This window comes from Pseudomonas sp. BN417 (genome assembly GCF_029871205.1).
In the GTDB taxonomy this organism is placed as follows: domain Bacteria; phylum Pseudomonadota; class Gammaproteobacteria; order Pseudomonadales; family Pseudomonadaceae; genus Metapseudomonas.
Genome location: NZ_SSOJ01000151.1, coordinates 12,735 through 38,604 on the forward strand (window position 1 = coordinate 12,735; position 25,870 = coordinate 38,604).

At 60.2% G+C, this 25,870-nt stretch carries 20 protein-coding genes, 1 tRNA gene and 1 pseudogene; 11 read left to right on the forward strand and 11 right to left on the reverse strand.

Translation table 11 applies throughout. The features are described 5' to 3' along the window. The first annotated feature begins 182 nt into the window (after positions 1–182). Positions 183–272 (forward strand) — tRNA-Ser (locus E8F11_RS23520). 109 nt (positions 273–381) lie between these two features. Here the strand turns inward: E8F11_RS23520 and E8F11_RS23525 are convergent. After that, a pseudogene (locus tag E8F11_RS23525) lies at positions 382–735 on the reverse strand (tyrosine-type recombinase/integrase); the annotation flags it as partial. 481 nt (positions 736–1,216) lie between these two features. On the opposite strand from E8F11_RS23525, the gene E8F11_RS23530 reads away from it, so the two are divergent. After that, the gene (locus E8F11_RS23530; RefSeq protein ID WP_280291309.1) at positions 1,217–1,444 is read left to right on the forward strand and encodes a hypothetical protein; all 228 of its coding nucleotides are present in this window, start codon (positions 1,217–1,219) and stop codon (positions 1,442–1,444) included. Between the two features lie 679 nt (positions 1,445–2,123). Here E8F11_RS23530 and E8F11_RS23535 read toward each other — a convergent pair. From E8F11_RS23535 to E8F11_RS23565, 7 genes are all read right to left on the reverse strand, one after another. Further along, positions 2,124–2,729 (reverse strand): TetR/AcrR family transcriptional regulator, encoded by a 606-nt coding sequence (locus tag E8F11_RS23535; RefSeq protein WP_280291310.1) that lies wholly within the window; start codon positions 2,727–2,729, stop codon positions 2,124–2,126. 561 nt (positions 2,730–3,290) lie between these two features. Then, positions 3,291–4,610, reverse strand: a complete 1,320-nt coding sequence (locus tag E8F11_RS23540) for an outer membrane protein transport protein (RefSeq protein WP_280291311.1) — start codon at positions 4,608–4,610, stop codon at positions 3,291–3,293. Between the two features lie 290 nt (positions 4,611–4,900). Then, positions 4,901–6,259, reverse strand: a complete 1,359-nt coding sequence (locus E8F11_RS23545) for a DUF1329 domain-containing protein (protein WP_280291313.1) — start codon at positions 6,257–6,259, stop codon at positions 4,901–4,903. 15 nt (positions 6,260–6,274) lie between these two features. Then, on the reverse strand, positions 6,275–8,158 hold the full coding sequence (locus E8F11_RS23550; protein WP_280291314.1) for a DUF1302 domain-containing protein: 1,884 nt from the start codon (positions 8,156–8,158) through the stop codon (positions 6,275–6,277). 117 nt (positions 8,159–8,275) lie between these two features. Further along, a complete protein-coding gene (locus tag E8F11_RS23555) occupies positions 8,276–10,219 on the reverse strand; it encodes an acyl-CoA synthetase (RefSeq protein ID WP_280291317.1) in 1,944 nt (647 codons plus the stop codon). Further along, positions 10,219–11,175: a fumarylacetoacetate hydrolase family protein gene (locus E8F11_RS23560; RefSeq protein ID WP_280291318.1), complete on the reverse strand. Its 957-nt coding sequence runs from the start codon at positions 11,173–11,175 to the stop codon at positions 10,219–10,221. Before E8F11_RS23560 ends, E8F11_RS23555 begins: the two co-directional genes overlap by 1 nt. A gap of 427 nt (positions 11,176–11,602) precedes the next feature. Next, positions 11,603–12,217: a TetR/AcrR family transcriptional regulator gene (locus tag E8F11_RS23565; RefSeq protein WP_280291319.1), complete on the reverse strand. Its 615-nt coding sequence runs from the start codon at positions 12,215–12,217 to the stop codon at positions 11,603–11,605. Between the two features lie 259 nt (positions 12,218–12,476). Between E8F11_RS23565 and E8F11_RS23570 the strand changes: the two genes are divergently transcribed. The 9 genes from E8F11_RS23570 (at position 12,477) to E8F11_RS23610 (ending at position 22,623) form a co-directional block, all read left to right on the forward strand. Next, on the forward strand, positions 12,477–12,824 hold the full coding sequence (locus E8F11_RS23570; RefSeq protein ID WP_280291320.1) for a hypothetical protein: 348 nt from the start codon (positions 12,477–12,479) through the stop codon (positions 12,822–12,824). A gap of 245 nt (positions 12,825–13,069) precedes the next feature. Continuing rightward, complete coding sequence (locus E8F11_RS23575) at positions 13,070–16,042, forward strand: molybdopterin-dependent oxidoreductase (RefSeq protein ID WP_280291322.1); 2,973 nt, start codon at positions 13,070–13,072, stop codon at positions 16,040–16,042. Then, positions 16,035–16,907 carry a 4Fe-4S dicluster domain-containing protein gene (locus E8F11_RS23580; RefSeq protein WP_280291323.1) on the forward strand — a complete coding sequence of 291 codons (873 nt, stop codon included), beginning with the start codon at positions 16,035–16,037 and terminating at the stop codon, positions 16,905–16,907. Before E8F11_RS23575 ends, E8F11_RS23580 begins: the two co-directional genes overlap by 8 nt. After that, complete coding sequence (locus E8F11_RS23585; RefSeq protein WP_280291325.1) at positions 16,904–18,043, forward strand: VOC family protein; 1,140 nt, start codon at positions 16,904–16,906, stop codon at positions 18,041–18,043. The genes E8F11_RS23580 and E8F11_RS23585 overlap by 4 nt, the downstream gene beginning before the upstream one ends. Before the next feature lie 24 nt (positions 18,044–18,067). After that, positions 18,068–19,039, forward strand: coding sequence for a fumarylacetoacetate hydrolase family protein (locus E8F11_RS23590; protein ID WP_280291326.1), 972 nt, complete (start codon positions 18,068–18,070; stop codon positions 19,037–19,039). Positions 19,040–19,091: 52 nt separating this feature from the next. Beyond that, complete coding sequence (gene moaA / locus E8F11_RS23595) at positions 19,092–20,084, forward strand: GTP 3',8-cyclase MoaA (RefSeq protein ID WP_280291327.1); 993 nt, start codon at positions 19,092–19,094, stop codon at positions 20,082–20,084. 82 nt (positions 20,085–20,166) lie between these two features. Then, the gene (locus E8F11_RS23600) at positions 20,167–20,535 is read left to right on the forward strand and encodes a DUF5064 family protein (RefSeq protein WP_280291328.1); all 369 of its coding nucleotides are present in this window, start codon (positions 20,167–20,169) and stop codon (positions 20,533–20,535) included. Positions 20,536–20,761: 226 nt separating this feature from the next. Continuing rightward, entirely contained in the window at positions 20,762–20,956 is a 195-nt protein-coding gene (locus E8F11_RS23605) for a hypothetical protein (protein ID WP_280291330.1), read from the forward strand. Beyond that, positions 20,941–22,623, forward strand: a complete 1,683-nt coding sequence (locus tag E8F11_RS23610; protein ID WP_280291331.1) for a SulP family inorganic anion transporter — start codon at positions 20,941–20,943, stop codon at positions 22,621–22,623. The genes E8F11_RS23605 and E8F11_RS23610 overlap by 16 nt, the downstream gene beginning before the upstream one ends. Before the next feature lie 218 nt (positions 22,624–22,841). Here the strand turns inward: E8F11_RS23610 and E8F11_RS23615 are convergent, their stop codons facing one another. The 3 genes from E8F11_RS23615 to E8F11_RS23625 form a co-directional block, all read right to left on the reverse strand. Next, positions 22,842–23,282 (reverse strand): potassium channel family protein, encoded by a 441-nt coding sequence (locus E8F11_RS23615; protein ID WP_280291332.1) that lies wholly within the window; start codon positions 23,280–23,282, stop codon positions 22,842–22,844. Between the two features lie 157 nt (positions 23,283–23,439). Further along, positions 23,440–24,093 (reverse strand): TetR/AcrR family transcriptional regulator, encoded by a 654-nt coding sequence (locus E8F11_RS23620; protein WP_280291333.1) that lies wholly within the window; start codon positions 24,091–24,093, stop codon positions 23,440–23,442. 2 nt (positions 24,094–24,095) lie between these two features. Further along, the gene (locus tag E8F11_RS23625) at positions 24,096–25,751 is read right to left on the reverse strand and encodes a bifunctional 3-(3-hydroxy-phenyl)propionate/3-hydroxycinnamic acid hydroxylase (RefSeq protein WP_280291334.1); all 1,656 of its coding nucleotides are present in this window, start codon (positions 25,749–25,751) and stop codon (positions 24,096–24,098) included. Positions 25,752–25,870 lie beyond the last annotated feature (119 nt).

Consider the following 25,870-nt stretch of genomic DNA (forward strand, 5'->3'; position numbering starts at 1 on the left):
GGCAATTGCGCTTTCCAGAGCCGGTTTGACCCGTCTAAACCCCCTTGACAGGGCAAGGGGAAGTTGGCAGTAGCCAGGAGAATTCATAAACGCATGAAAATTATGAAAAAAGTGTTTGCATTCCGGAAAACACTCCACTAAATTAGCGCACCTCGACGGGGCCAACGCCTCGAAGAGATTCCGGTGAGGTGTCCGAGCGGTTGAAGGAGCACGCCTGGAAAGTGTGTATACGGGAAACCGTATCGAGGGTTCGAATCCCTCCCTCACCGCCACTTTCCGATTCAAGCAAACCCCTGATATTCCTAGCGAAGTCAGGGGTTTTTGCTTTCTGGGATTCGGGTCTGGGGCAAATTTGGGGCAAAAGCGGCGCTTTCCAAACCGCTAGGTACCGCTCTCGTCCGCCCGGAATCCCATCATCTGCGAAACGATCCCGGCCATGCTCTGAGTGTCCGAGGGAATCCAGCGTCCGTAGTGCTTCTTCACCATGGTTGTATCGGCATGCCCTAGTTGGCGTGCAACCCACTCAAGGGGCACGTAGCTCGACACTGCCTGGCTGGCGAAGGTGTGGCGACATTGGTTCGGTCCCCGGTGGCGGATCCCGGCGCGTTGCAAATGCCCAGTAAACCAACGGCCTACACTGGAGGCATGCCAGGGTTCGCCGCTGACGCCATTGCGAAAGACGAAACGGACGTCCTCCTGTTTTGTCGTGACGTTGTCACGTTGCACAACTTCCACGGTGCCGCAGCTCGTTGCGGTCTGGTGAAGAGGGGCCAGGTTGAGGGAGTCAACAAGAGTGGGAGCATCCTTATGCAGAGACTCAGTCTCGGCTGCCGTTTGCACCTTCTTTCTCGTCCGAGATACGACAATCTTAAAGTTTACGAAGTGTTCACTTTTATGCACCTCGGATGCTCCTCCTCGTGTCCATTTAGGTGCAAAAAAGTGCACTCCAGATGCACTCTCTGATCCCAGTTTGCTGGCTTCCCCACATATGAAATCCCCAATTTACCCCCCTTTTTTAGGGGCGTGCTGAGGCGGATTGGGTACGTCTTCAGGGCGGAGATGCCTCACTGGGCTGGGGCGGCGCTGTTACGGCTAAGAAAATGGCGATCAGTAAAACATCGAAACTCGTTTTCCATGTTTGACCCCCTTCCTCGCTAGCCCAGAAGGCATGGGGCATTCCAGGGTTTCCAATGTTTTCTAGCTGCTATAGCAGGAAATGGACATCGAAACCTTCCGTACCGTGCAGAACGCCTTCGAATCGAGGGGGCGGGCTACGTATGCTGGAATGCGCCCGTGGTTCCTGAGCGGACAGCGCCATGAAAAAGCAGGAGGTATTTTATTTGTGCTACTTAAGGTTTTGAAAATAAAAGGAAAAATGAGTTTTGATGGGCGCCAGCTAACTGGCCTGCAGGCCTTGAAAACCGCTTTTCCCGGTGTTTTCTAGTGCGGCCAAAACTACGCTCGCACCGATTGCGGCAGAGCATTCCCTGCTCAGGCCTTTGCTGAGGTCCTAACTCCGCATCAGTCCTGGGTTTGATCCGCCCACCCCTTAGTTTCGGTGTTACACAGCTGCTATAAGAAGGAATATCAGCGGGAGTGAAATCACAAATCGGACTGCTGAGCTCATGAACGCCCCAGATGGTCGTGCCAGTACTGATCGACCAAGGCCCGTTTCTAGGTCAGTTTGAAGGGAGCGAAGTGGTGCGTCTCGAAGCTTTCTTGGATCTACCTGAAATTCGTACGCGGTGCGGGCGATAGAAAAGAAGCCGCCACGGCGTGAGCACGTCGCCGTGGCGGAAGGGAAACTGCTTTAGCAAGGAAAAAGCCGCTTCGATCCAATAACGCCCGGTCAGTGAAGACCTCAGTGACTTTCACGTCCCTTAGGACAAATTGAGCTTAGGTTGTATGTATACGTGCACGTTTGTAGGTGACAGGCGGATGACAGAGAGGGCCGCCTTGGCTGGCTATGAGCGGCTGATTTTGTGGCTGTATCGCTCGTGTGCCAACTTGCGGCGCATAACCAGGGTCTTGGATCGTTGTTCTCTCCGACTTTTTGCAGGGAAATGAAAGCCAGCCCCTCCTCTTCAGGAGGAGAAGTGGCAAGTGCGGTTTACCCTGTGGACTCAGTCAGGCGGTGGAAGTGTCGGAAGTTCTTTCGTGGCAATCGCCTGAGCTTCTTTGGCGCCGATACCCAGCGCCCTCAGAATAAGTTCAGCGGCGTCCGAGCCGGCATCTCTCCAGGTCTTGTGCCCTTCTAGCACGAGCAGCATCCCGGTCAATGCGACGCCACCGATCATAGCGACGACCGACGCCAACTGCTCCTGGCGGAAATCATAGCGATGCAGGGCCAGGCCACTGAGTACGTCCGGTACGGGCGGGCCGCTCCACATATCCTGCAACGTGGCACTGGTGGCGGCGTAACGCACAATGAACCGGCCCCAATAGGGCTCTTCATGGGTGCGGCGCATGTAGGAGCGAATCCCGTTGGAAAGACGTTGAGCGGGGTCCATGTCCGGATGCACGCTCTTGGCGATCCGAAGGTTCATTTCGCTGCTTAATTGGGCGGCAACGTTGTCGAACAAGGATTCGATTGTACTGAGGTTGTTGTAGATGGTGCCGCGGGATAGCCCGGCGACCTTCGCCAGCTCGCTGATATTCACCTCCTCGATACTTTTCCCGGCGAACAGTCGCAGGGCCGCGTCATGGATGCGTTTCTGAACTGGGCTCATGGATCAGGCACAGCCTCTCATCAAGATTCACGGCCCCAATTGAACACGCGTGTTCAATTGGGGTCAATGGAGTTTTTCTGCTATCCGGCCTGCAAGCATGCCACTTTTGGTAGCGAATCATCGGCCTGGACCGAAATGGCCAGGAAATACCAGGCGAAGTCAGTTCATCCGGAGAGGAGCAGCGGTGCAGTGCCAGCGGCCTGCACTACTTGTAAACCGCACGCCACATAGTAGCGATCTGACCCGGGCAGAGCCGACCCGGTACGACGGGCGAAAAGGTATCCAGACGAGAAGGGGAAATGGTCGCTGCTGACGCTACTTGGGGGCTCAGCTGAGACTCAATCGACGGGACCTGAAAATCGAACGCACTTTCTCGAAACGCATGTCGTTGTGTGCGTTTCGATAACCTACCAACTACCGCGAAAATGTCCGCGGCAGTTGGTGCTGATTGATAGGCGAAACCTCCTCATCTACCCCGTTGGGATAGTTACCTATCGGTTAAAGGAGAGCTTTCAGGAAGGCTTGTGGAAATCGCCGCCTTAAAAGTGGCTGTAGTTTCGATTAATACCGATATGTAAACTGAACTGACAATCCGTTCGCACTATTGTCGAATTTGGCGCTGTATTCCGGTTGAAGACCGGAGTTGTTCGACTGCTTTACTGACGCTGTGGAATCCCAGAGATAACCATAAGCGAAGTCTACTGTCAGATCAGCGTTCGGCGAATAAGCGGCGCCCAAGGTCACGGCTTTGCGGTTACCAACCGGAATGCGCACGCTACGATCGGCATTTCCAACTGGCGCGGGATCATAGGCGTAACCTGCGCGTAGCAACCATTGCGGGGTCAGTTGATAGGATGCGCCAACTGAGGTGGCCCAGGTGTCGTGCCAGTTCAATTTCTCGCCCATACGCCCCATGCCGACACTCTGACCGATGGCGGAAACATTGCCATTGATTGCCTCGAACTTGTCGAGCCGACTCCAACGCGTCCAGGTTGTACCCAGGTATCCGGTCCAGCGGTTATTGAAATGATGGGTGATGGACGTGTCCACTGACTCAGGCATATCAAGATCTATCTTGGCGTCATAATTTCCGTCCTGCGAGAGAAAGCTCGGGGAGCCAGAAACCTCGGTATGTCCTTTGAGGTGATAGCTAACCTTCGAGTGATAGGTGATCCCCCAACTAGTTGCGTCATTGAAGTCAACCAAGACACCGACGTTGTAGCCAATAGCCGTGTCATCGCCTTTCATGGTAACCAGTGTGTCCTGGCCGTTGTTCAGGCTGCCGGTGGCTAGGTAATTCTGAAGATTTGCATCGAAACGGTTCAGGGTCGGACCGCCACCAATGGATAAATAATCATTGATTCGATAGGCGATGGTGGGCTGCAGGGTTATCTCCCGGGTCTCGCTATAGGAGCCATGGTAACGGCCCTGAAAAGTGCTCTCGTAGTCATTGATGAGACCACTTGGAACATAGAGGCCAAGACCAATCGAAAGACGTTCATCAAGTGGCGTCGACATATAGGCGAAGGGCATGAGCCCTATCGGTACCGAGTCTCCCTTATTCGTTCCTGCAACACTGCTCTGCGCATCACTGATGTCGTTGCTCACCGAGATGAGCGCGACCCCGCCGCTGATCTCACTGCGCTGCAGTTTGGTCAGGCCAGCAGGATTTCCATAGATGGTGCTGGCGTCCAGCGCGGATGACGACCGTCCCGCGTAGGCAGTTCCCGCACTGCTGGCACTTTGTTCGTTAAGAGCGATGCCGTTGGCACTTGTGGTTGTTGAAAGGCTGAATATTGCGGCGGCAAAGGTGAGCCTGGTCCATAGGGGGAGTTCTTGGGCGATGGAAGTGTATTGAGTTGCACGGCTATTGAGTTTCATCTTTCATCTTTCATCTCTTGCTGCTTTTTTGTCGCACACAGACCAAACTTTTTTGGGCAATGCTTCGCTTTTCCGAGCACTTTTCAGTGTCAGTTGGAGTGGGCCTAAGTTGCGTAATGGGCCTTGGTCGGACAACTCCACGGCGGGGTTTTCAGGTTTACGGAGTTGAGTTGCTACCTACTTGAACCAGTCAACCTGGAAGCTCTAACGACCAAGAACGATAAAAAAGGCCGCCAGTCGTGGTGGCGGCCTAGGTCTCGGGCTTGTGGCCTTCAACTAAGTAACGTTGTTTAACGGACCCCGGCGTTGCGCAAGGCGGCAGGGGTGTAGTCGGCGGCAAGGGCTTTGCCCCCGAACTCGACACCCTTACTTTCCTCGTTCTTCATGCCTGAAACGATGTAGCGACCGTTCAGCAGGTCATACACGGTTTCCACGGCCAACCAGGGCACCTGGACGTTGTAATAGGGTTGTAGATGGCCTTCGCCGACCCTCCAGAGCGTGCCGCGCGCGTCGTAGTGGTCGGCCAGGACGATTTGCCAGGAGTCCTCATCAATGAAGAACACCCGCTTGGCATAGACATGTCGCTCGCCGGGCTTCAGGGTGGCCTCCACTTCCCAGACCCGATGCAGCTCGTAACGGGTGAACTCCGGGTTAAGGTGCCCGGCCTTGACGATGTCATCGTATTTCAGCTTGGGCGAGTCCAGCTTGAAGCTGTTGTAGGGGATGTACAGTTCACGCTTGCCGACCAGCTTCCAGTCGTAGCGGTCCTGTGCGCCGTTGTACATGTCGAAGTTGTCGCCGACGCGCAGGCCCTCGGAAGCGGGATAGGGGCCGTCGTAGGCCACCTGGGGGGCACGTCGCACGCGGCGTTGGCCCGCGTTGTAGAGCCAGGCCAGGCGCGGTTCCTTCACCTGGTCGAGGGTTTCGTGAACCAGCAATACACTACCGGCCAGGCGCGCGGGGGATACGACTTCCTCCTTGTAGTAGAACAGCACATTGCCCGGATTGGCCGGTTCGAAGTCCTTTAGCTGGTCGCGGTAGGTGAACTCCATCTTGAATGTCACCGGCGTGAAGGCGCCGCTCTTTTCCGGGGTTGCCTGCACGCTGATGCGTTTCATGCTGCCGCCCCGGTAGCGAGTGAGATGGTTCCAGACGACTTCCTGGCCATTCTGCGGGATGGGGAAGGGGTAGGCGGTCTGGAAGTTGGTCAGGCCATTGCCACCTGCCACGAGTTGGGTGTTCTGCGCATTGGACCGTGCTGCGGCGTAGACGGAGTCCGGGAGTGCGACGCTGCGGTGGCTGGGGTAGACCGGCAGCCGATACGAGTCGGGATAGCGCTTGAGCATGGCCAACTGGCCGGGGCTCAGCTTGTCCTTATATTGCTCGGCGTTCTGTGCCGTGATGGTGAAGAGCGGTTGTTCACCGGCGAAGGGGTCGTCGAGAAAGCCTTGGGGGTTCTGCTTGCCACTGTTCTTGCCGAGGCCGCCGGTCCAGGCCGGAATGCTGCCGTCGGCATTGCCCGCTTGCTCCGCGCCGAGCGGGGTCAGGGTCTTGCCAAGCTGGGCGGCTTGTTCCGGGGTGACGGCGGCCAGCGCCGCGCCGGCCAGCAGGGAGAGGCTCAGGGTCGTGCTTTGCATCAAGAGTTTCATGGACTGCTCTCCTGCTCAGAAGGACAAGCCGACGCTGAACGCGATGAAATCGCGATCGACGCTGGTGTTGTAATCGCCGCCGAAGAAGTCGGTGTATGACAGGCTGGCGTTGTAGGTGTTGCGGTACTCGGCATCCACGCCCAGGCTGATGGCCTTGCTGCCTTCGTTGAAGCCGGGCTCAGGACCATAGCCGTCAACATCGTGGGACCAGGCCAGGTTCGGCTTGAGCGTCACCGCCGGAATCAGGTTGGTGTATTCCCAGATCGCGCGTGCGCGATAGCCCCAGGAGGTGGTGGTGAGGAAGCCATCGTCGTTGCAGTTCTGCGGCGTGGCGGAGCTGGTGAGGCACAGGTTGTTGTCCGGGAGCAGCTCGCCCTGGCCGAACACCGCATCGCGGCCATAGCGCAGGCCGCCTCGGCCTTCCAGATCGCCGACATGGACCATGCCGATTTCGCCGACCAGGGTCAGGCGGTCGGCGCCCATGACTTGATCGAAGAAGTGCACGGCCGTGATCTGCGCCTGAGTCACGGGTTTGCGTTGATAACCCTGCACCAGCGCATTGTTGGTCGCCTGATAAGCCCCCGAGGAGAGCAGCGGCGAGACGGCGGCGACGCCCGTGCCGGCGAGGACCTGATCGTTGCCGTTGAGTTGCAGCGGCAGGTTGGGCCGGTAGCTGATTTCCCCGGACAAGGCGGTGCCGGTCGGCAGGGTGGTGGCGAAGCTCAGGCCATAGAGGCGGATATCCTCCGGGTAAGTCACCTGATACTGCGAGGTGCCAAGGCGATAGGCGCCGATCAACTGCTGGCCAACGGCCGATCCGGCGACGCCGGCACAGACCGCAGGGTCGAGGATGCCGACGTTGGCGCAGAGCTGCGGGACGAAGGACAGGTCGGCGACGTTCGGACTGGAGATCGAACTGACGTAGGGCTGACGGCTGTGATAGTTGAGGAAGTAGGCGCCGAATTCGGTATCCAGGCTGGGCACGAACCAGCGAAGGGCGGCGCCCCATTGGCCGCCATCGCGCGCATCGTCATCGCCAGCGCGCGGCACCTCGATGCCTTCCGCGCCCAGGCTGATGCCGAAGGGGCTAAGGGCGGCCTGGGCCAGCGGGTTGGCACTGAGATTCGGGCCGACGGTGAGGGGCTGGCAGCCATCGGCGACGAAATCGCTTTGCGAGAAGAAGGTGCCGCAGTTGTCCACCACCGTCTGCTGCCAGTCCAATTGGTAGAAGGCTTCGGCCGTCAGGTTCTCGGTCAGGTTCTGCGACAGGTAGAACATATTGACCGGGATCAGGCCTTCCTTGATCTCGGCACCGGGGCGGCGGAAGGCGGACACGTCCACCGGGTTGATGACGTTGATTCCGCCCTGGATAAAGGTGCTCTCGCCCCAACTGACCACCTGCTTGCCCAAGCGCACGATGCCGGGCAGCTCACCGATCACATAGTTGTGATAGACGTAGGCATCCAGCAGCTCGGCGCCGGAAGACTTGGCGCCTTCCTTGCGGCCGCTGTCGTCGATGTCCTTGAACAGGCGGCTCTCGTCCTTCAACTCGAAGTCGTACCAGTACTTGCCTCGCACGAACACGCCGGTCTCGCCGTACTTCAATTCGAGGTCGTGGATGCCCTTAAATATCTTCGAGAAGGTCTCCCCCTTCTTGAAGTTCAGTCGGCCGTCGTCCGTGACGCTGGCATCGCCCTTGCCGCCGTTGGTGGCGCCGATCAGCTCGGGATCGGCGCCACGCAGTGCCCAGCTGGCGCCGACGCTGAGCGAGGAGTCGAATTGCCCTTCGATCTCACCCAGGTTGAAGTTCAGGCCGAACGCTGGCGTGGCCAGGCTGCCGGCCAGCGCAGTGGCCAGCGGTAGGCGGGCGCGCCGCCAGGTAAATCGCGTGTTGCTCATGTTCGCTACCTCTTGTTGTTGTTTTGCACGCTGACTGACAGGGATTTGCGGTACTGACTCCGGTGCTAAAGGAGGAGCTGACGGGTTTGCATAGGCGCTGCGTCGACTTTGGTATTGCTACTGAGTAGGGGAATGACCGAGCGTGGAGGTCGATGCGGTTGATGGCAGCCACTCGACTTGAAAGCTGTACCGCCCCAGACGAGAGGCCAAGGTTTCCTGGTTGGCGCAGCCTCGGATGCAGGCGACCAGTCCACGGCGACTGTCTTGAACGACCTCCACCGCAACGTCCGACAGCGCCAGGTGTTCGACTTCCTGAAGGACCACCCTGACGACTTCCTGCTGCTGCAAGGCAGGCTTGAAAATCTTGCCCACGGCAGTCAGTGGCAGGGCATCGAGTAATTCGATGCGTTTGGGAACGGCGGCCCGCTCGCTGATGTTGCGATTGGCGAACTCCTGCAGTTCTTCCACAGTGCAAGCCTGCCCCTGGTGCAGTTGGACATAGGCCACAGGAACCTCGCCTGAGTAGGCGTCCGGGCTGCCCACTGCCGCGGCCATGGCGACCGCGGGATGGGCCTGCAGGGCCTCCTCGATTTGCTTGGGATCGATGTTGTGGCCGCCGCGGATGATCAGTTCCTTCTTGCGCCCGGTCAGCCAGAAGTAGCCCTGCTCGTCCTGGCGCCCCAGATCACCCGTGTTCAGCCAGCGCCGACCGTTGATTTCGATCCAGACGCCGCGGTTATGGCTCTCCTCCAGATACCCGTCGAACAGGTTCGGACCGCTGATCGTTATCAGGCCGATCTCATCCGCGTTGGCGTCGCGCAGGTAGGCTCCGACATCATCCAGCACGACCGCACGCATATCCTGGTAGGCGATTCGTATCCCGATCGAGCCAACGTGGCGTTCGCCATGGGGAGGATTGACCGAGGAAGCACAGGCGCCTTCCGTAAGGCCGTAGCCTTCGAGGATCTTCACCCCGGTCCGCTGCTCGAACTCGCGGAAGAGCTCGACCGGCATCGGTGCGGCGCCACACAATGCATAGCGCAGGCTGGACAGATCGCGGCCCGACAACTCGGTCTGCAGGAGCGCGGCATAAACGGTGGGAACGGCGGAGAAGAAGTTGATGCCGAAGTGCTCCACCATCTCTCCGAATCGGGCGATCGCACCCTCGCCGCGGTAGCCTTGCGGTGTGCCGAGGATCACATGGTCGCCCTGGGTCCAGGGCATCAGACCCGTTACCAGTTGTCCGTTGACGTGGAACAGCGGCAATCCGCAGAAAATGACCTGGCTGCTGTTGCGTGGTGCCAGGTGGGCAGCCATGGCCCAGGCGTTGAACACCTCAGAACCATGAGTGCGGGTGGCGATCTTGGGCAGCCCGGTCGTGCCGCCGGTGCAGAAGAAAGAGGAACGCTCCTCGGGACGGATTTGCCGGCCGCTCTTGAGGTGTGTGCCGGGCTGCGCGTCCATCAACGCGCGCAACTCATGAATCGCGGCACCCCTGTGCAGTTCACGTTCCTCCTCTGCCAGGGAGCGGAGGGTTTCGCCTTGAGCTTTGCCGACATAAGGCTCCATGCCGACCCAGACGATGTGGCGGACCTCCGGCAGTCGATCCAGTTGCGAGGCCAGCTTGGACCACAAGTCGCTGCCCGGCGTCGGCGCCAGGGTCACGACCACGGATGCCTTGGCGGCCTGCAGCAAGCTGGCGATCTGCCCGGCCTCCAGCAGCGGATTGATCGCCATGACGATTCCCGCCGCCTCCCCACCCCAGATGGTGAAGTGCGTCTCCGGCAGGTTGGGCAGGATGAAGGCGATCACTTCGCCGGGCGTAATGCCCAGGTCATGGAAGGCATTCGCTGCGCGGGTGATATCCGCGAAGAGCTCGGAATAGCTCCAGTCGTGGGTTTTCCTGAAGTATGTGGCATCGGCGAAGAAGCTCAGCGCGGGCGCATCCGGGGTGCGCTCGGCGGTGCGTCTCAGTGCTTCATAAGTACTGGAAGCCAGATCACGCTCCGATAAGGGGACCAGCTCGAGCTCCTTGATGTCGTTCAGGCACTGCACGGTCATCAGGCTTCCTCCACGACTCGGTTACATTGCACACCCAGGTCGATCACGCCATCCGCGCTGCGAATGCGCGCTTCGACCACGTCGCCAGGCTTGAGGTATTGCGGCCGGCTCTCCTGGGCCTTGAGGAACATTTGCCATTTGGTGGCTTCCGGCAGCAGGGCCGCGATACGTTGTTTGGCGGGGGAGGGGATCGACAGGGCACAACCCGCCGGAGTGCCTGTGGCGATCAGGTCACCGGGGGCGAGATCTTGCACGGAGGAGAGTTCGGTCAGGGTTTCAGCGGGGCCGTAGACCAGGTTGGCCGTGCTATCGCTCTGACGCACCTGGCCATTGACCGTCAGACGCAGTTGCAGGTCCTTCAGGTAATGCATGTCCTTGGCATCCAGCAGGCAAAGATAGGGGCCGACCGGGCCGAAGGTGCGGAAGCTCTTGCCCTTGTAGAACTGCATCTGGGGAATCTGGATGTCGCGGGCCGAGTAGTCGTTGACGATGACGACACCGGCGATGAACTCATGCAGGTTGGCGTCGGTAACGGCGACGGCGCTGTTGATCGCGCGCTTCATCACCAGCCCAAGTTCGATCTCGTAGTCCAGGAATCGCACGTTGCGCGGCTTGATCAGGTCGCTGTCCGCCGCCACCAGGCAACTCGTCGCCTTGGTGAAAATCATGTTGTACTTCTTCGCGTCAGGGTCCATGCCCGACTCGATCATGTGCTGACGGTAGTTGGCGCCCTGGCAGACGAACTGCTGGTTACGGGACAGCGGCGACAGGAGTTTCACCTCGCCCTCATCCAACTCCGTGCCTCTCACTTGAGCGAGCTCGTCGATGCTGTTCTGGCGAATGAAGTCACCGGTGGTTTCAAAGGTACCCGGGACGACCGTGATACGGCCCCGTCGTATCACGCCCCAGTGGATACCGTTCTGATATTCAAAGCGGACTACATGTACAGCAGACATTGAAGGCACTCCTGGAGCAGCGTCTGTTCCGCGCTCGGTGGCGCGAGGACTTTGGTGTTGTTCTGAATTTGGGCCGGCAAGGCTGTAGACCAGCGAGCCACCAGCGATCAAAGCGCCGGCTTTGAGCACATCCCGTCGGCCATACTTGGTTGAATTGCCTGACATGGCGGCAGCTCTACCCGAACATCCGCATGAGGGTTATCAGTTTGCGCAGCGACAGGTCATCGAGGTCAGGACGCTCGAAGATCAGGTGAGCAAGACGTTGAGCCTTGACCGTGGGGGCGGAATGACGCGCAGGTTGTTGTGTCGTCGGCCTGGGCATTTCAGTTCTGCTGCTCATTGTTGTTCTTGTCCGGTTTTTTGGAGCAAAGCCGATCCCGCACCCCTGAAATGCCGGGGGTGTTGTTGGATTGGCCCAGTTACGAAATCAGTCGAGCAGGGGGAGTGCCGGCAACTCCTTTGTCGCCAACTCACGAGCCTCCTCTGGCGGCACACCCAACGCTCGGAGGACGAACTCAGCCGTGTCAGTACCTGATTCGCGCCACGTCTTGTGCCCTTCCAGCACCAGGAAAATAGAGCCCAGGACGCTGCTCGAAATCAGTGTCATGACTGAGAGCAATTGCTCCTGCTGAAACCTGTATCGCCCACTGGAGAGTCCACTCAGGAGGTCTGTAGTCGCTTGGCTGGCGAACATTTCGCGCAGCGACGCATTGCTCATGGCGAACTTATGGATGAATGCCCCCCACTGGGAGTCCTCGTGAGCGCGACGAATGAAAAATCGGATGCCGTTGGCAAGGCGTTGAGCCGGGTCGGACAGGGTGTCGAAGCTCTTCTTGACACGTTCATGCATCTCCCCTGCGAGGTGGCCGGCGACCGTCTCGAACAGGCTCTCCATGCTCTCAACGTTGCTGTAGATGGTTCCGCGCGCGACTCCTGCCTCTTGCGCAAGGTCGAGGATGTTCACTTGGGAGGTGCCTTTTGCAGCGAACAGGCGAAAGGCAGCCTGATGAATGCGGCGCTGTGTCGGATTCAGGGATTCCACGCTTTTTCTCCAAGATTGCTCATGGCTAGATTGAACACGCGTGTTCTGTTGTCGTCAACATGGTTTTTGAAGGGATAGCCTGGACTTCCATGTTGAGAATGTTCTAAGGGCTTCAAGGCGAGGCTTTATGAGCTAATCAGCCGAGATGGGGAAGGTCTATGAGCTCATGCATATTGACTTAATTGAACACGCGTGTTCATCTCTTGGTTCGAGATGCCTATTTTCTCGAGTTCGCAGAAAGAATCGGGATGTCGCGCACATGCCGTTGATGGTCACCGGCGGCGTGCGCCGAAAGGAGGTCGCGGAGCGAGTGGTGGGCGGTTCGGTGGCGGTGGTTGGGCTCGCCACTGCGCTGGCTATCGAACCGACCCTGCCCAGCCAGTGGAAGGAGGGGCAAGACGCCGAAGTGGAGCCCATCGTCGTCCGCTGGAAGAACAGGGCGTTGGCATCGCTTGCTGTCGCATCGGTGGTCAAGAAGCAACTCGGGTTACTGAGCCAGGGGAAACGAGCAAGGCCAAGGACTTCGCCGCTCATGGCGTTGATCGGCAACCAGCTGAAGTCCCGTCGTCAGGCGAAACGCTACAGACAATGGATTGGCCAAGCCTAGTGAGCACTCGAAACACCCGGATCCATCTGTTTCAACCCGTCGGGAGTTGCTGCGTTCTCAAGCAATCAACCCAGGGAGCCGGCCCTCTCCGGCTTGTGAGCCCAGCGGGCGGACAGCAATCGCCGGATGGAGGGAGGCGAACCTGAAAGAGGACGCACTGGCGCCGAGAAGTCGTCCTGGCGTAGTGCCTCGAAACCCCAACACCAGTGGCAACCTGAATGAAAAAAATACTTCTAAAAACAATATTGTTCGCTTTACCAAAGGTACTTGGCTTCACTGCCCGCAAACATCCGCAATTTCACGCGCGGCTCAAGCAGAAGAACTGCACCGTCTATATCGGCCTTCAGGACGGCAGCATCGGCCGCTTCCTCGAAATCCGCGGCGGTAAAGTGTTCTCGCGCGTTGGCAAGGCGGCAGAGGCGGATGTCAGCATGCTGTTCAAGGACCTGCCAACGGCCCTGAAATTCCTCTCGCCCAATCCGGACATGGGCGAGATCGTCCACGCCGCCAAGAACTTCAAGGTCGTCGCCAAAGGGCCGGACCCCCTGGTGGTGTGGTTCACCCAGACGCTCAACCTCAGCCAGACGGTCGGGTTGGAGATGGGCCTGCCGATGCGCGACGGCACCCGGCGCTACACCACCTGCACCAACGGCGGCCCGCTGTTCATTTATGTGAAGGGCGGGCGCATCCAGCGCGTCACGCCGCTGGAGCTGGATGAGAAGGATGCGCCGAGCTGGGAGTTGCAGGCGCGCGGCAAGACCTTCCGGCCCAAACGCCGCGCTCTGGTAGCGCCCCATGCCCTGTCGCTCAAATCCCTGGTTTATTCGGACAAGCGCATTCTGCAACCGATGAAGCGGGTCGATTTCGACCCGGACGGCGAGCGCAACCCGCATAACCGCGGCAAGTCGGGCTATGTGCCCATCAGCTGGGACGAAGCGCTGAGCATCGTCGCCAAGGAAATCAACCGGCAAAAGCGCGTCCACGGGCCGGGCTCGATCACCTTCCCAATGTCATCCCACCACCAGTGGGGCAATGTCGGCTATTACCTCAGCTCGCTGATGCGTTTCGCCAACCTGATCGGTTTCACCCGCGTTGCCGCCAACCCTGACAGCTGGGAGGGCTGGTACTGGGGCGCCATGCACCATTTCGGCAATTCCATGCGTGTCGGCGTGCCGGCCGGCTATGGCGCCGTCGAGGACTGCCTGAAGGAAGCCGAGATGATGGTCTTCTGGTCCTGCGATCCGGAGAGCACCAACGGCGCCTATGCCGGCTTCGAGGGCACGACCCGCCGGCTTTGGGCCAAGGAACTGGGCATCGAGTTCGTCCATATCGATCCGCATAACAACCCCACCGCGCAATTGCTCGGCGGGCGCTGGATTCCGATCCGCCCGCAGACCGATGCCGCCCTGGCCACGGCCATCATGTACGTGTGGGCTGTCGAAGGCTTGTACGACGCGGATTACGTTGCGACCCGCACCACCGGCTTCGACGAATGGAAGCGCTACCTGCTGGGCGAGGCCGACGGCATCGCCAAAACCCCAGAGTGGCAGGAAGGCGAAACCGGTGTACCGGCCAAGGACGTGCGCGCCCTGGCCCGCAAGTGGGGTAACCGCAAAGTCTATCTGGCGACCGGCATGACCGGGGCCGGATTCGGCGGCGCCGGTCGCGGCGCGACCGGGCAGCAGTGGGCGCGCTGCATGATCATGATGATGGCCATGCAGGGCTGGGGAAAACCGGGCGTCAATTTCGGTTGCCTGCAGATCGGCTCGCCGGTGGACCATCATTTCTACTTCCCCGGCTATGCCGATGGCGGGATATCCGGCGAACTGATGTGGACCGGCAACGCCGTAAACAACTATCAGCGCATGCCCCACATCCTGACCATGAACCCGGTCAAGCAGCTGGTGCCGCGGCAGCAATTGCCCGACGCCATCATCAACGGCCATGCTACCGGCTATCTGTGGGACGGCATGTCGCAGGAGGCGCAGTTCGCCCCCTTCACCTATCCGATGGCGGGCTATTCGCCCATCCACATGATCTACCGCTACGGCGGTTCGTCGTTCAGCACCGTGACGAAATCCGGCCGCTGGGTCGAGGCCTACCGTCACGACAGCATCGAGTTCGTCGTGAACCAGTCCATCTGGATGGAGGGCGAGGCCCAGTTCGCCGACATCATTCTGCCGGCCTGCACCCAGCTCGAGCGCTGGGACATCGGCGAATGGTGCAATTCCGGCGGTTACGCCCACCACGGCTACACCCTGGTCAATCACCGCCTGGTGACGCTGCAGCACAAATGCATCGAACCGCTCGGCGAGTCTCGTTCGGACTACGACATTTTCGCGGCCATCCTCGAGCGCCTGGGCTTGGGCGGGGTGTTCACCGAAGGTTGCAGCGAGCTCGATTGGGTCAAGCGGGTGTTCGACTCATCCGACCTGCCGGATCACATCTCCTGGCGCGAGTTCTGCCGCAAGGGCTATTACGTCGTGCCGCCGGAAAGGCCCGAACTGCGTCCGCCGGTCGACATGCGCTGGTTCGCCGAAGGCCGTCCCAAGGACCTGCCGGAGCCGTTTCCGCTGCCGTCGCAGTGGGCCGAAGAGTTTGGCAAGGGTTTGCAGACGCCCAGCGGCAAGCTGGAGTTCGTTCCCGAAACTCTCAAACGCCACACCAAGGACAATCCCGAGCGGCCGGCGCTCAACCGCTATATCCCGTCCTGGGAAGGCCTGGGAACGACCGAGCTGGTCGGCAAGTATCCGCTGCAGATGATCGCGACCCATTCGCGCTACAGCTTCCACACCTCCAGCGACGGCAAGAACGGCGTGACCAGTCGGGTGGCAGACCATCGCGCCCGAATCGACGGCCACGATTTCTGGCTGCTGCGAATCAGCCCTGCCGATGCAGAGGCGCGCGGCATTGCGCAGCGCGACTTGGTCAAGATCTACAACGACCGCGGGGCGGTGATTTGTGCCGCTGACGTGTCGGCCCTGGTGGTGCCGGGGGTGGTCAAGTCCTACGAGGCCAGCGCCGAGTTCCAAATGGTGAACGTTGCCGGCGAGACCGTCGAAATCGGCGGCTGCCTGAACATCCTCACCCCGGATCGGCCGCAAACGAAGGGGACCAGCAGCATGAGCCCGAACTCATGCCTGGTTCAGATCGAAAAATGGCAAGGCGCCGACGCGTTCAAGCGCAGCCGTGTCGAAGCAGGAGTCGCCCATGAGTAAGTGGAATCTGATCATCAACGTGGGGCGTTGCGAGAACTGCTACAACTGCGTGCTCGCCGAGCGGGACGAGCACGTTGGCAACGACTATCCGGGCTATGCGGCCCCGGCCTCCCTCGCCGACGAGGCACCGATCCGCATCCTGCGGCGCGTGCAGGGGGCGGCGCCGATGGTCGAGACGACCTACCTGCCGGTGATGTGCAACCACTGCGACGATGCGCCGTGCATGAAGGTCGGCGGCGACGCGATCAGCAAGCGTGCTGACGGCATCGTCGTGATCGATCCGGTGAAGGCCAAGGGGCGCAAGGACATCGTCCGCTCCTGTCCCTACAGGGCCATCGTCTGGAACGAGGAACAGCAGCTGCCGCAGACCTGGATCTTCGACGCTCATCTGCTCGACGACGACTGGAAAGGCCCGCGTTGCCAGCAGGTGTGCCCAACGGACGTGTTCGAGGCGGTGAAGCTGGACGACGTGGCAATGCAGCAGAAGGCACGCCAGGAAGGCTTGCAAGTTCTGCTGCCCAAATTGAAGGCCAAACCCAGAGTCTATTACCGGGGCCTGGAGCGCTGGGACACCTGCTTCATCGGCGGCAGCCTCAGCGCCAGCGTTGACGGCGTGGTCGATTGCGTCGCCGGTGCCGAAGTCACGCTTCTGCAGAACGGGAAACCCATCGTGGTCACCCACAGCGATGCCTTTGGCGACTTCCGCTTTGGTGGCCTGGCCAAGAAAAGCGGCGGCTATCGCATTGAAGTCCGCCACGGCCTGGGCGAGGCGCAGCGCGACTGCGACATCGACGAAAGCCTCTATCTCGGCGAGATCCGGCTGGTGAGCAGCCATCAGGAATGCATTGAGGAGCAAGCCGTATGAATCACACCCAGGAACTGAGCGTGCCGCCGGAATATCCGGAAAGCGCGGCGCCCGCCCACGTCAAGAAGCTGGTCCGGCCGAAGGCCTGGCAGAAGGCTACGCAGCTGGCCTTCCTTCGTTTCGAAAAGAAGGATCTCGTCGAGGCTGAGCGCTTCTGGAACGATTTCGGCCTGGTGACGGCGTCGCGCACCGCGGAGCAACTGGTACTGCGCGGTGCCGGGACGGCGCCGGCCATCCTGGTCGCTACCAAGGCCGAGACCTCGCGCTTCGTCGGCTCGGTCTTCGTGGTTCCGGCTGACACCGATTTCGCGCGGCTGGAACGCGAAAGCAATGCCAGGCCGCTGTCGCCCGAGCGCATTCCTGGCGGCGGGCGCGGCGTCACACTCAATGACCCGGACGGCACTGAACTGTGGTTGATCACCGACTGGGATTCGGTGCCGGCGTTGCCGACCCGGCCGCCGATCCATCGGGATATGAACGTACTAGGCGAGATCCAGCGGGTGAATCGTACGGTTCGTTCGCCCATCGAGCCGGCGCTGGTCGGTCGCCTGGGGCACGTTGTCTATCAGACCAGCAACTTCGAGGTGATGTCCGAGTGGTACATGCGCCACCTCGGCCTCATTCCGACGGACGTTCAGTACCTGGAGGACGGCTCCCCGCTGGTCACTTTCTTCCGCCTGGACCTGGGCGACCAGCCGGCGGATCACCATACCTTCGTCATGGCGAGCGCTCTCCAGCCGCGTTACGAACACAGCGCCTGGGAAGTGATCGACCTCGACGCCTTGGGACAGGGGCAGCAAGTCATGCATGCCCGTGGCCACAAGCACTTCTGGGGCATCGGCCGGCACCTGCTCGGCAGCCAGCTCTTCGACTACTGGAAAGATGCGGACGGCTTCGACTTCGAGCACTACACCGACGGCGACGTATTCACCGCCGACCACGAGACGCGCTACGTGCCGTTCTCGACGGGCAGCATCTGGGCCTGGGGGGACGACGCGCCCAAGAAGATCTTCCCGGCCAAGTCTCTGGGCCTCGTCTGGCGGGCATTGAAGCTTATCCGCCAGGGGCGCCTGACCCTGGCCAAGCTACGCATCATCGGCAAGACGCTCGATACCCCAGCGCGTCCCTGGCTCTGAATTCGACACACAAGGACTTGATCCATGGCTATCGCCCTTATCCGCTTCATCCCTGCCAAGGCACCTGCCGACACCGATCCCCGCTGGGGTGTCGTCTTCGGCGAAAAGGTTGCACCGCTGGACGGCAGCTACCCGACCACCGCCGACCTCATCCAGAACGGGCGCGAGGCCGCTCGTCAGCTCACGCCGGCCCAGGCAACGCTCGAACTGGGCAGCGTCCGCGTCCTGCCGCCGGTCACCTCGAACCAGCAATTCATCTGCCAGGGCGTCAATTACGAGAGCCATGTGCGGGAGTCTGGCCTTGATCCGAAGAACTTCCCGTTCAATACGATCTTCACCAAAGCGCCCTCTTGCATCAGCGGCCCGTACGACGACGTAGTGCGTCCCTCCCATGTGAAACTGCTGGACTACGAGATTGAACTGGGGCTGGTCCTCGGGCGCGATCTGGTTCCCGGTGAGGTTGTCACGCCGGACAAGCTTCACGAGGTCCTGGCCGGCGTGACCATCGTCAACGACGTCTCGGCCCGCGATGTCCAACTGCCTCAGGGCCAGTTCTACAAGGGCAAGAGCTACCAGACTTTTGGTCCGGTCGGCCCGGTGCTGCTCCTGCTCGAACCCCTGGAGTGGCAGCGCTGGCGCGAGCTGAAGATGACCCTGACGGTCAACGGAATCGCCCGGCAGCAAGCCTACTGCGGCGAAATGCTGTTCAAGCCGCATCAGACGCTGACTGAACTGGCGTCGCTGCATGGCATGCACGCCGGTGACCTGGTGGCGACCGGGACACCGGCCGGCTGCGCCGCAAAGGCACCCGGCAAGCTGGTCATGTTCATTCTCAAGCATTTCATGTCCGATGCCGGGAAATGGAAGGCCTTCATCGCCAAGGCCAAGAAGAATCCGCTCTACCTGCAACCCAGCGATGTCATGGCTCTGAGCATTAGTACCGACGACGGCGCGCTGGATCTCGGCCAGCAGCGCACGCGGGTGGTGTCGGCATGACAGTGGCCGAACGGCTGCTTTGCCTGCGCCCGGCCGCCTCCAATCCAGTGTGATGGATAGCATTCTGCAGGATGGCTTCGGTCGCAGCATCGATTACCTTCGCATGTCGGTGACTGATCGCTGCGACTTCCGCTGTGTTTACTGCATGGCCGAGGAGATGACTTTCCTGCCGCGTCAGCAGGTACTCGGCCTGGAGGAGTTGTATCGCTTGGCGGCGCTGTTCGTGCGTAACGGGGTGAAAAAGATCCGCCTCACCGGCGGCGAGCCGCTGGTGCGCAAGGGCATCGTCCAGCTGTGCGCGCAGATCGCCGCCTTGCCGGGGCTGCGCGAACTGGTGATGACCAGCAACGGCTCGCAGCTGGTCAAGCTGGCGCAGCCGCTGGTCGATGCCGGGGTCCAGCGCCTCAATATCAGCCTGGACAGCCTTGATGCACAACGCTTTCGGGCGATTACCCGTACCGGCGACTTGGCCCAGGTGCTGGCCGGCATCGACGCGGCGAGCGCCGCCGGCTTTGCCCGGATCAAGCTCAATGCCGTGGTGATGCAGGGGCGCAATGCCGACGAGGTGCTCGACCTGGTCGAATATGCGGTGAACCGCGGTCTGGACATCAGCTTTATCGAGGAGATGCCGCTGGGCGAGGTGGGCCGCTCGCGTGGCGAAAGCTACTGCTCCAGCGACTGGGTGCGCGAGCGTATCGCCGAGCGCTACAGCCTGCTCGATAGTGCCGAGCAGAGTGGCGGGCCGGCGCGCTATGTGCGCGTCAGGGATTTCCCTGCAAGCCGTATCGGCTTTATCTCACCGCACAGCCACAACTTCTGCGGCACCTGCAACCGCGTGCGCCTGACCGTAGAAGGGCGCCTGTTGCTGTGCCTCGGGCACGAGAACTCCATCGACCTGCGCGCCCTGCTGCGCCGCCATCCGCAAAGCGATGCGCCCTTGTTGCAGGCGCTCCACGCCGGCCTGGCGCGCAAGCCGTTGCGCCACGAATTCAGCGTTGGCGGCGAGGTGAAGGTGCTACGCTTCATGAACGCCAGCGGTGGTTGACCCTTTTGAACAAAATGCAGCAAGCGCAGCTACCTCCCAAGAAACTGTCGTCCATTCGTTCTGCCATACCAAAGGGGCAAGCATGTTCAAACCAGGCCATCTGCATCTCACCACTCCACTCGACAGGCCGCACCTACCGAAGTTCGACATCGACGTGTTCTACGAGGTCCGCCGCGACCCGGTCGAAGGCGTACTGATGCATTTCAAGGTGGTCGGCACCATCGGTGGGCGCGAGTTCTGCGAAGAATTCGATCTGCATCGCGATACCGCCTTCAACTTTGCCAGCCCGATAACCAAGGCATTGGTCAAACACGGCCTGCCACTCAACGCCGGCCCGATCATGCCCGAGCACACTGACTACGACGCCATGTTCGAGGATATCCGCCAGCAGCTCGGCGCGCGGACGGGTGAGCCCGTCGATTTCGATCACCTCGACAAGGATGGCTTGTGAGGCCGCGGTAGCGCGCAGGTGCAGCCATGCTTGACGGTTTTTTACCTGCTCGCCCAGAAGCAGGTGCCCATCATGGGAGAATGGATGCATTCCAGCGCGCCCAGCCGACTTCATGCCAATAGGCTCGGCAGCGCTCGCCCTTTGATGACCTAGCACATGGCTCCGGTCGTGCAGGGCACACCGTGTCCGGATCAATGCCAGCTTCCGCGAAAATGAAGGCGAATTCATGGTGGCCTTCGCACAAGTGATCAAGTATCAGCTTGGCCAATCTCGAGCGCATGGCCTGACTGACTGGAGTGATGCGCAGCAGCGTGTTGCCCCATTGGGGGTCATCGGCGGCGTGCTGCACATTGGTAATCGAATCATTTGGTGTTCCCAGCAACTGAACCAGCCGAGAGAGACCGTGTGGACCCGCATCTGAAGACTTCGAAGGCAGCTCACACCGACGCTGCGCCACTGCGCCTCGACGTCGTGTCGGGGCTTACAGCTGCGGCGGTCGTACTGCCCAAAGCAATGGCCTACGCGACGGTCGCGGGTCTACCTGTTGCCGTCGGTCTGTATACGGCCTTCGTCCCGATGCTGATTTACGCACTCTTAGGAACATCGCGAGTACTCAGCGTCAGCTCGACTGCTACGCTGGCGATCCTGGTTGGTGCACAGATCGGCATGGCCGTACCGGACGGCGACCCGGGGAAGCTGATCACGGCAACTGCAACGCTGACTGTACTGGTTGGCATGATGCTGCTCCTGGCCCGACTGATAGGTCTGGGGTTTCTCGCGAACTTCATTTCCTCCCCTGTATTGAGCGGCTTCAAAGCGGGGGTCGGTCTTGTCATCGTGCTGGACCAGGTGCCAAAGCTCTTGGGTATCTCCATCAGCAAACAAAGTTTTTTTGTCGACTTGCTCAGCATTGTGCATCAGGTGCCAGAGAGTTCCTTGATCACCTTTGTGGTATCTGCAGCGGCGCTCCTGATGCTCATTGCAATTGAGCGCTTGTGGGGACACTCGCCTGCACCGTTGATTGTGGTTGGTGGCAGCATTGTTGCCTCATGGTACTTCGGTCTGCAGGCTCAGGGAGTTTCGACGGTTGGTGTGATTACACAAGGGTTACCATCATTGGTGTTGCCCGATCTTGCCTTGATCGAGAAGATGTTGCCGGGCGCACTTGGGATTGCCCTGATGAGTTTTACCGAAACGATTGCGGCAGGGCGCGCCTTTGTCCGGCCAGGCGATCCACCCATAAATGCTAATCGCGAGCTGATCGCCACCGGTCTCGGTAATCTTGCAGGTGCACTACTCGGCGCAATGCCGGCAGGTGGTGGCACCTCTCAGACGGCTGTTGTACGCGCCACCGGAGGGCATTCTCAGGTGGTCTCGATCGTCACAGCCGGCGTGGCTTTCGCCACTATGCTGCTACTCTCCGGGCTACTCGAGTTTCTACCTCACGCCACACTGGCGGCCATCGTCATCTACTTCTCGGTCGGGCTGATCCAGCCGCGAGAGCTCCTGGCCATTCGCAAGGTGCGCCCCATGGAATTCTACTGGGCGCTCGTAGCCGTGCTCGGAGTATTGCTACTTGGCACGTTGCAGGGGATCACAGTGGCGATCGTCGTATCTTTGGTCAGCCTGGCTTACCAGATCGCCCGTCCGCACGTGTATGTCCTTGGGCGCAAGCGAGGGACCGACGTGTTACGCCCCTTGTCAGGGGAGCACCACGATGACGAGACTTTCGAGGGGCTGCTGATGGTGCGGTCGGAGGGAAACCTCTTCTTCCTCAACGCGGATTATGTGAAGGAGCAAATCATTGCGCTGGAGGCGCAGTACAAGCCGCGTGTGGTCGTCTGGGACATGAGTGCAGTGCCCGATATCGAGTACTCGGCACTGCAGGTGCTGATGGAGGGCGAGAAACACCTGACCGAGCTAGGCACCAGTCTCTGGCTGGCGGGGTTGAATCCCGGCGTACTTGAGATGGTGCGACGTGCTGGCTTCGACGAGAAGCTTGGGCGTGCGCGTATGCTGTTCAACGCACACGCAGCGATCGAGCTCTATCAGGCACGGGAGGCAACCCTGGTGGGCTCGGCGCAGTAGCCCATTGAATGGCGCGGCGTTCGCGTTAGAAGCGAGCCTCGTGCAGACGGTGTCAATCGTGGCGGGGTGATCGGGAATGGCTACAAGGTCTTTGAAGATGCCACGGCTGCACCGAGAAGCCAGATCATGCTTTCGTTGTGCCCTTCAGCGATGGTCGCCGCTCCGCGTACGGCCGCGAGCTTGGTAAGCAACGCTTCAACGTCTGTGTCAGAACGCTATCAGGGCAGTTGGTCGACTATTTTCGTTTGGAAAGACTGATAAATCTGATTGACCACCGCGATGAAGACCCCCGTGGATAATCCGCACATGAGGATGCCGGTCAAGCCCTCCATCAACCCGAACAATCGCCAGGGTTTTGCCAGCACCACGTCACCGTAACCAATCGTCGCATAGGTCACGCCAGAGAAGTAAAACGCCGTTTCGAGATCGGGCAGGCAACCCTGCCATACATAGAATGCCCCCCAGACCGAGATTGCGATCAGATGCAGCAGAACCATATAGCAGGCAACCCATACCAGCCGCGTGCTGATGGCCTCGATTCGCGTCATGAGAACATTTCCCCTGTGGTCCAGAAATCTAAGCATTATGGCCAGGCCGATTGCATGCACGACCACCGTAATGGCCGCCAGCACCCATACGAAAAAGATGCTTGAGTGCATCAAGTGCTCCTTGTAGGTGTCACCCGACTGGCCGAGATCCTGTCTTGCAGTCGTATGTGTCGTACGTGGCCTGATGCCATCCGGCACTCCCCGTTGTTTCTCGGGCTGCGTCCCTGTTTGGCTGGCGTGTAAGGCCGCCGACGTTGATCGGAAGGGTTCAAGACGAAGCGGGTAACGGCAGGCCGGCGATCTTCCTGGCCCTGGCGGGGGTGGTGCCCAGAGCCTTGAGGACCATCTCTGCGACCTGCACATCGTGCCCCGTCACCGCGCGACCCTCGACGACCGAACGCATCGCGCCGGTTGTGCAAGACACCACGATGTCCATGGCGATGCCTTCGTCATTGAACGTGAAGGCACCCTCGCGCCGGCCTTCACGCAGGTCGTCAAGTACATGGGTGGCCAGTCGCGAGCGAATGGCCTGGTCGAAATGGATAATGCGCAGCAGTGCATTGGCCCATTGGTGGTCGTCGGCGGCGCGGCGGATGAACATGCGCACCCCTATCGAAAGCCGCTGGGCACCGCTTTTTACGTTGGTGCTGAGGGCGGTGATAGCGTCGGAGAACTCGGTTGCCAGGGTAATTCCCACCGCCTCCAGCACTTCGTCGCGGGTGCGGAAGTAGTTGTAGATGGTGCCGTTGGATACCTCTGCTTCGGCGGCAACTTCGAGCAGGGCAATTTCGCCCACCTCCTTGCGTGCGATAAGGCGCAGCGCCGCATCCACCAGGCTGCGACGCGTGCGCTCGCGCTTCTTGTGCCCTCGCGTGAGAGGCTGGTTCTCGTCCAGGTCTGATGGTGGAGTGGGGATGGGCATACTCAGGCTCGCATTCGAAGGGGCTCGCCGATGGTAAAGGAAACACTGTCGGCGGTGGAGTCGCCGCTGGCCATCAGGTCCATGCAGGTTTGAACCAGCTTCGCGGCCTGTTTGCTGGGGGCGTGGTGCATGACATGGCGGTCGGGGCGTACCACGACAAGCGTGCCCTTGGGCGCCAGCGGCAGGATGGCATGGTTGAGATCTTCGATGAATGCGTAGTTTCCACCAGGGCGCTGGCCGCATGCTCCGATCTGCAGGAAGTTACCCCCTAGCTTGACCCAGGATGCGACCTGGGCAGCGGATAGCAGCGAGAGTGGATCGACACCGAATCCAACCAGGGTGAGATGGTCACCCAGAGCCTCGTCGCTCAAGTGTACCTGCTGTTTGGCGCTGCGCACCCAGGCTTGAGGAAACAGGCCGCCGCGAACCAGCTTGTCGCCGCGGTGATAGGGCGCAAAAAGGCCGTGCCTGAAGATGTTTTTCGGCTTGATCTCCAGCTCCTCGAAGTACTTTCGGGTAAATGGCGTCAAGGTAAGCGTGCGCATCAGCCCATGAATCAGGAAGGCTGCCAGTTTGTTCCTGGGCATCACCAAGCGGCCCATCAGCTTGGCCATGTCGATCATGGCTTTCGCGTGGGGGCGGCGCTCCTCGTCATAGGTGTCCAGCACCGAGGGCGAGGCTTGACCGCGCAGGACCCAGGCGAGTTTCCAGGCGAGGTTGGCAACATCCCGAAGCCCGGCGACGAGCCCTTGGCCGACGAAGGGAGGCGTGATGTGGGCGGCATCCCCCACGAGGAAGATTCGTCCTTTGCTGAATCTGTTGCAGCAGCGTGCGTGGAATCGATACACGGCCTTGCGCTCGATCTGCAGCTCCCGCGAATCGACCCACGGGGCGACCAGCCTGGCGATGTTTTCCGGGCATTCCATCTGCTCGCGTGTTTCGCCTGGGTGCAGCATGAACTCCCAGCGCTCCCGGCCGCCCGGGGCGGGCATATGCGGAGCGGGGCGCTCGGGGTCGCAGAGGAACTCGACATGATCGATGGCCGATTGGCGCCGGTTGCCTGCGTCGACGATCAGCCAGACTTCGGCATAGGTCTCGCCTTCGAAGTCCTGGCCGATCAGGCTTCTGACCCTGGAGCTGGCACCATCGGCACCTACCAGGTATCGCGCGCGAACGAAGTGTCTCTTGCCTTTCTGGTCCTTAACCGAAGCGACCACGCAATCCGGCTCTTCGGACAGGCTCTCGAGTTCGAGCCCGCCCATGCTGGTCACTGATTCGAGCTGTGAGACCCGGTCGCGCATCGCATGCTCGAGGTCGGGTTGGTAAAAGGTCACCAGCTTGGGATGGCCGTCGATGCAACCCGCCGTATTGGCCCGCGCGAACTGCCCGAGCACCGGAGAGTGCATGCGTACCTCGGGAATCACGATCTTCTCGAAAGCGTCTTCGGCCAGTCCGGCAAGCTGCAGGATGCGGAGCGCTTCGTTATCCAGGGCAATGGCTCGGGGCATCAGCAGGACCTCATGGGTCTTGTCCAGAACCAGTGTGCTTACGCCATAGCGACCCAACAGTGCGGCGAGTGTCGCCCCTGCGGGGCCGTAGCCCACTACCAGTACATCGACTACGTCCGGCGGCAGTGCGGAGCATTTCTTGTTGTTCATATCGAGCCCTTGTTGTGATTGAAATCGTGAGACGCGAGGTCTCATCGTCAGGCAGGGTCAAGGTATGTAAAATTGAAATATTTTTCAATATTGGTGTTTTTGTCATGTTTGTGCGGGAT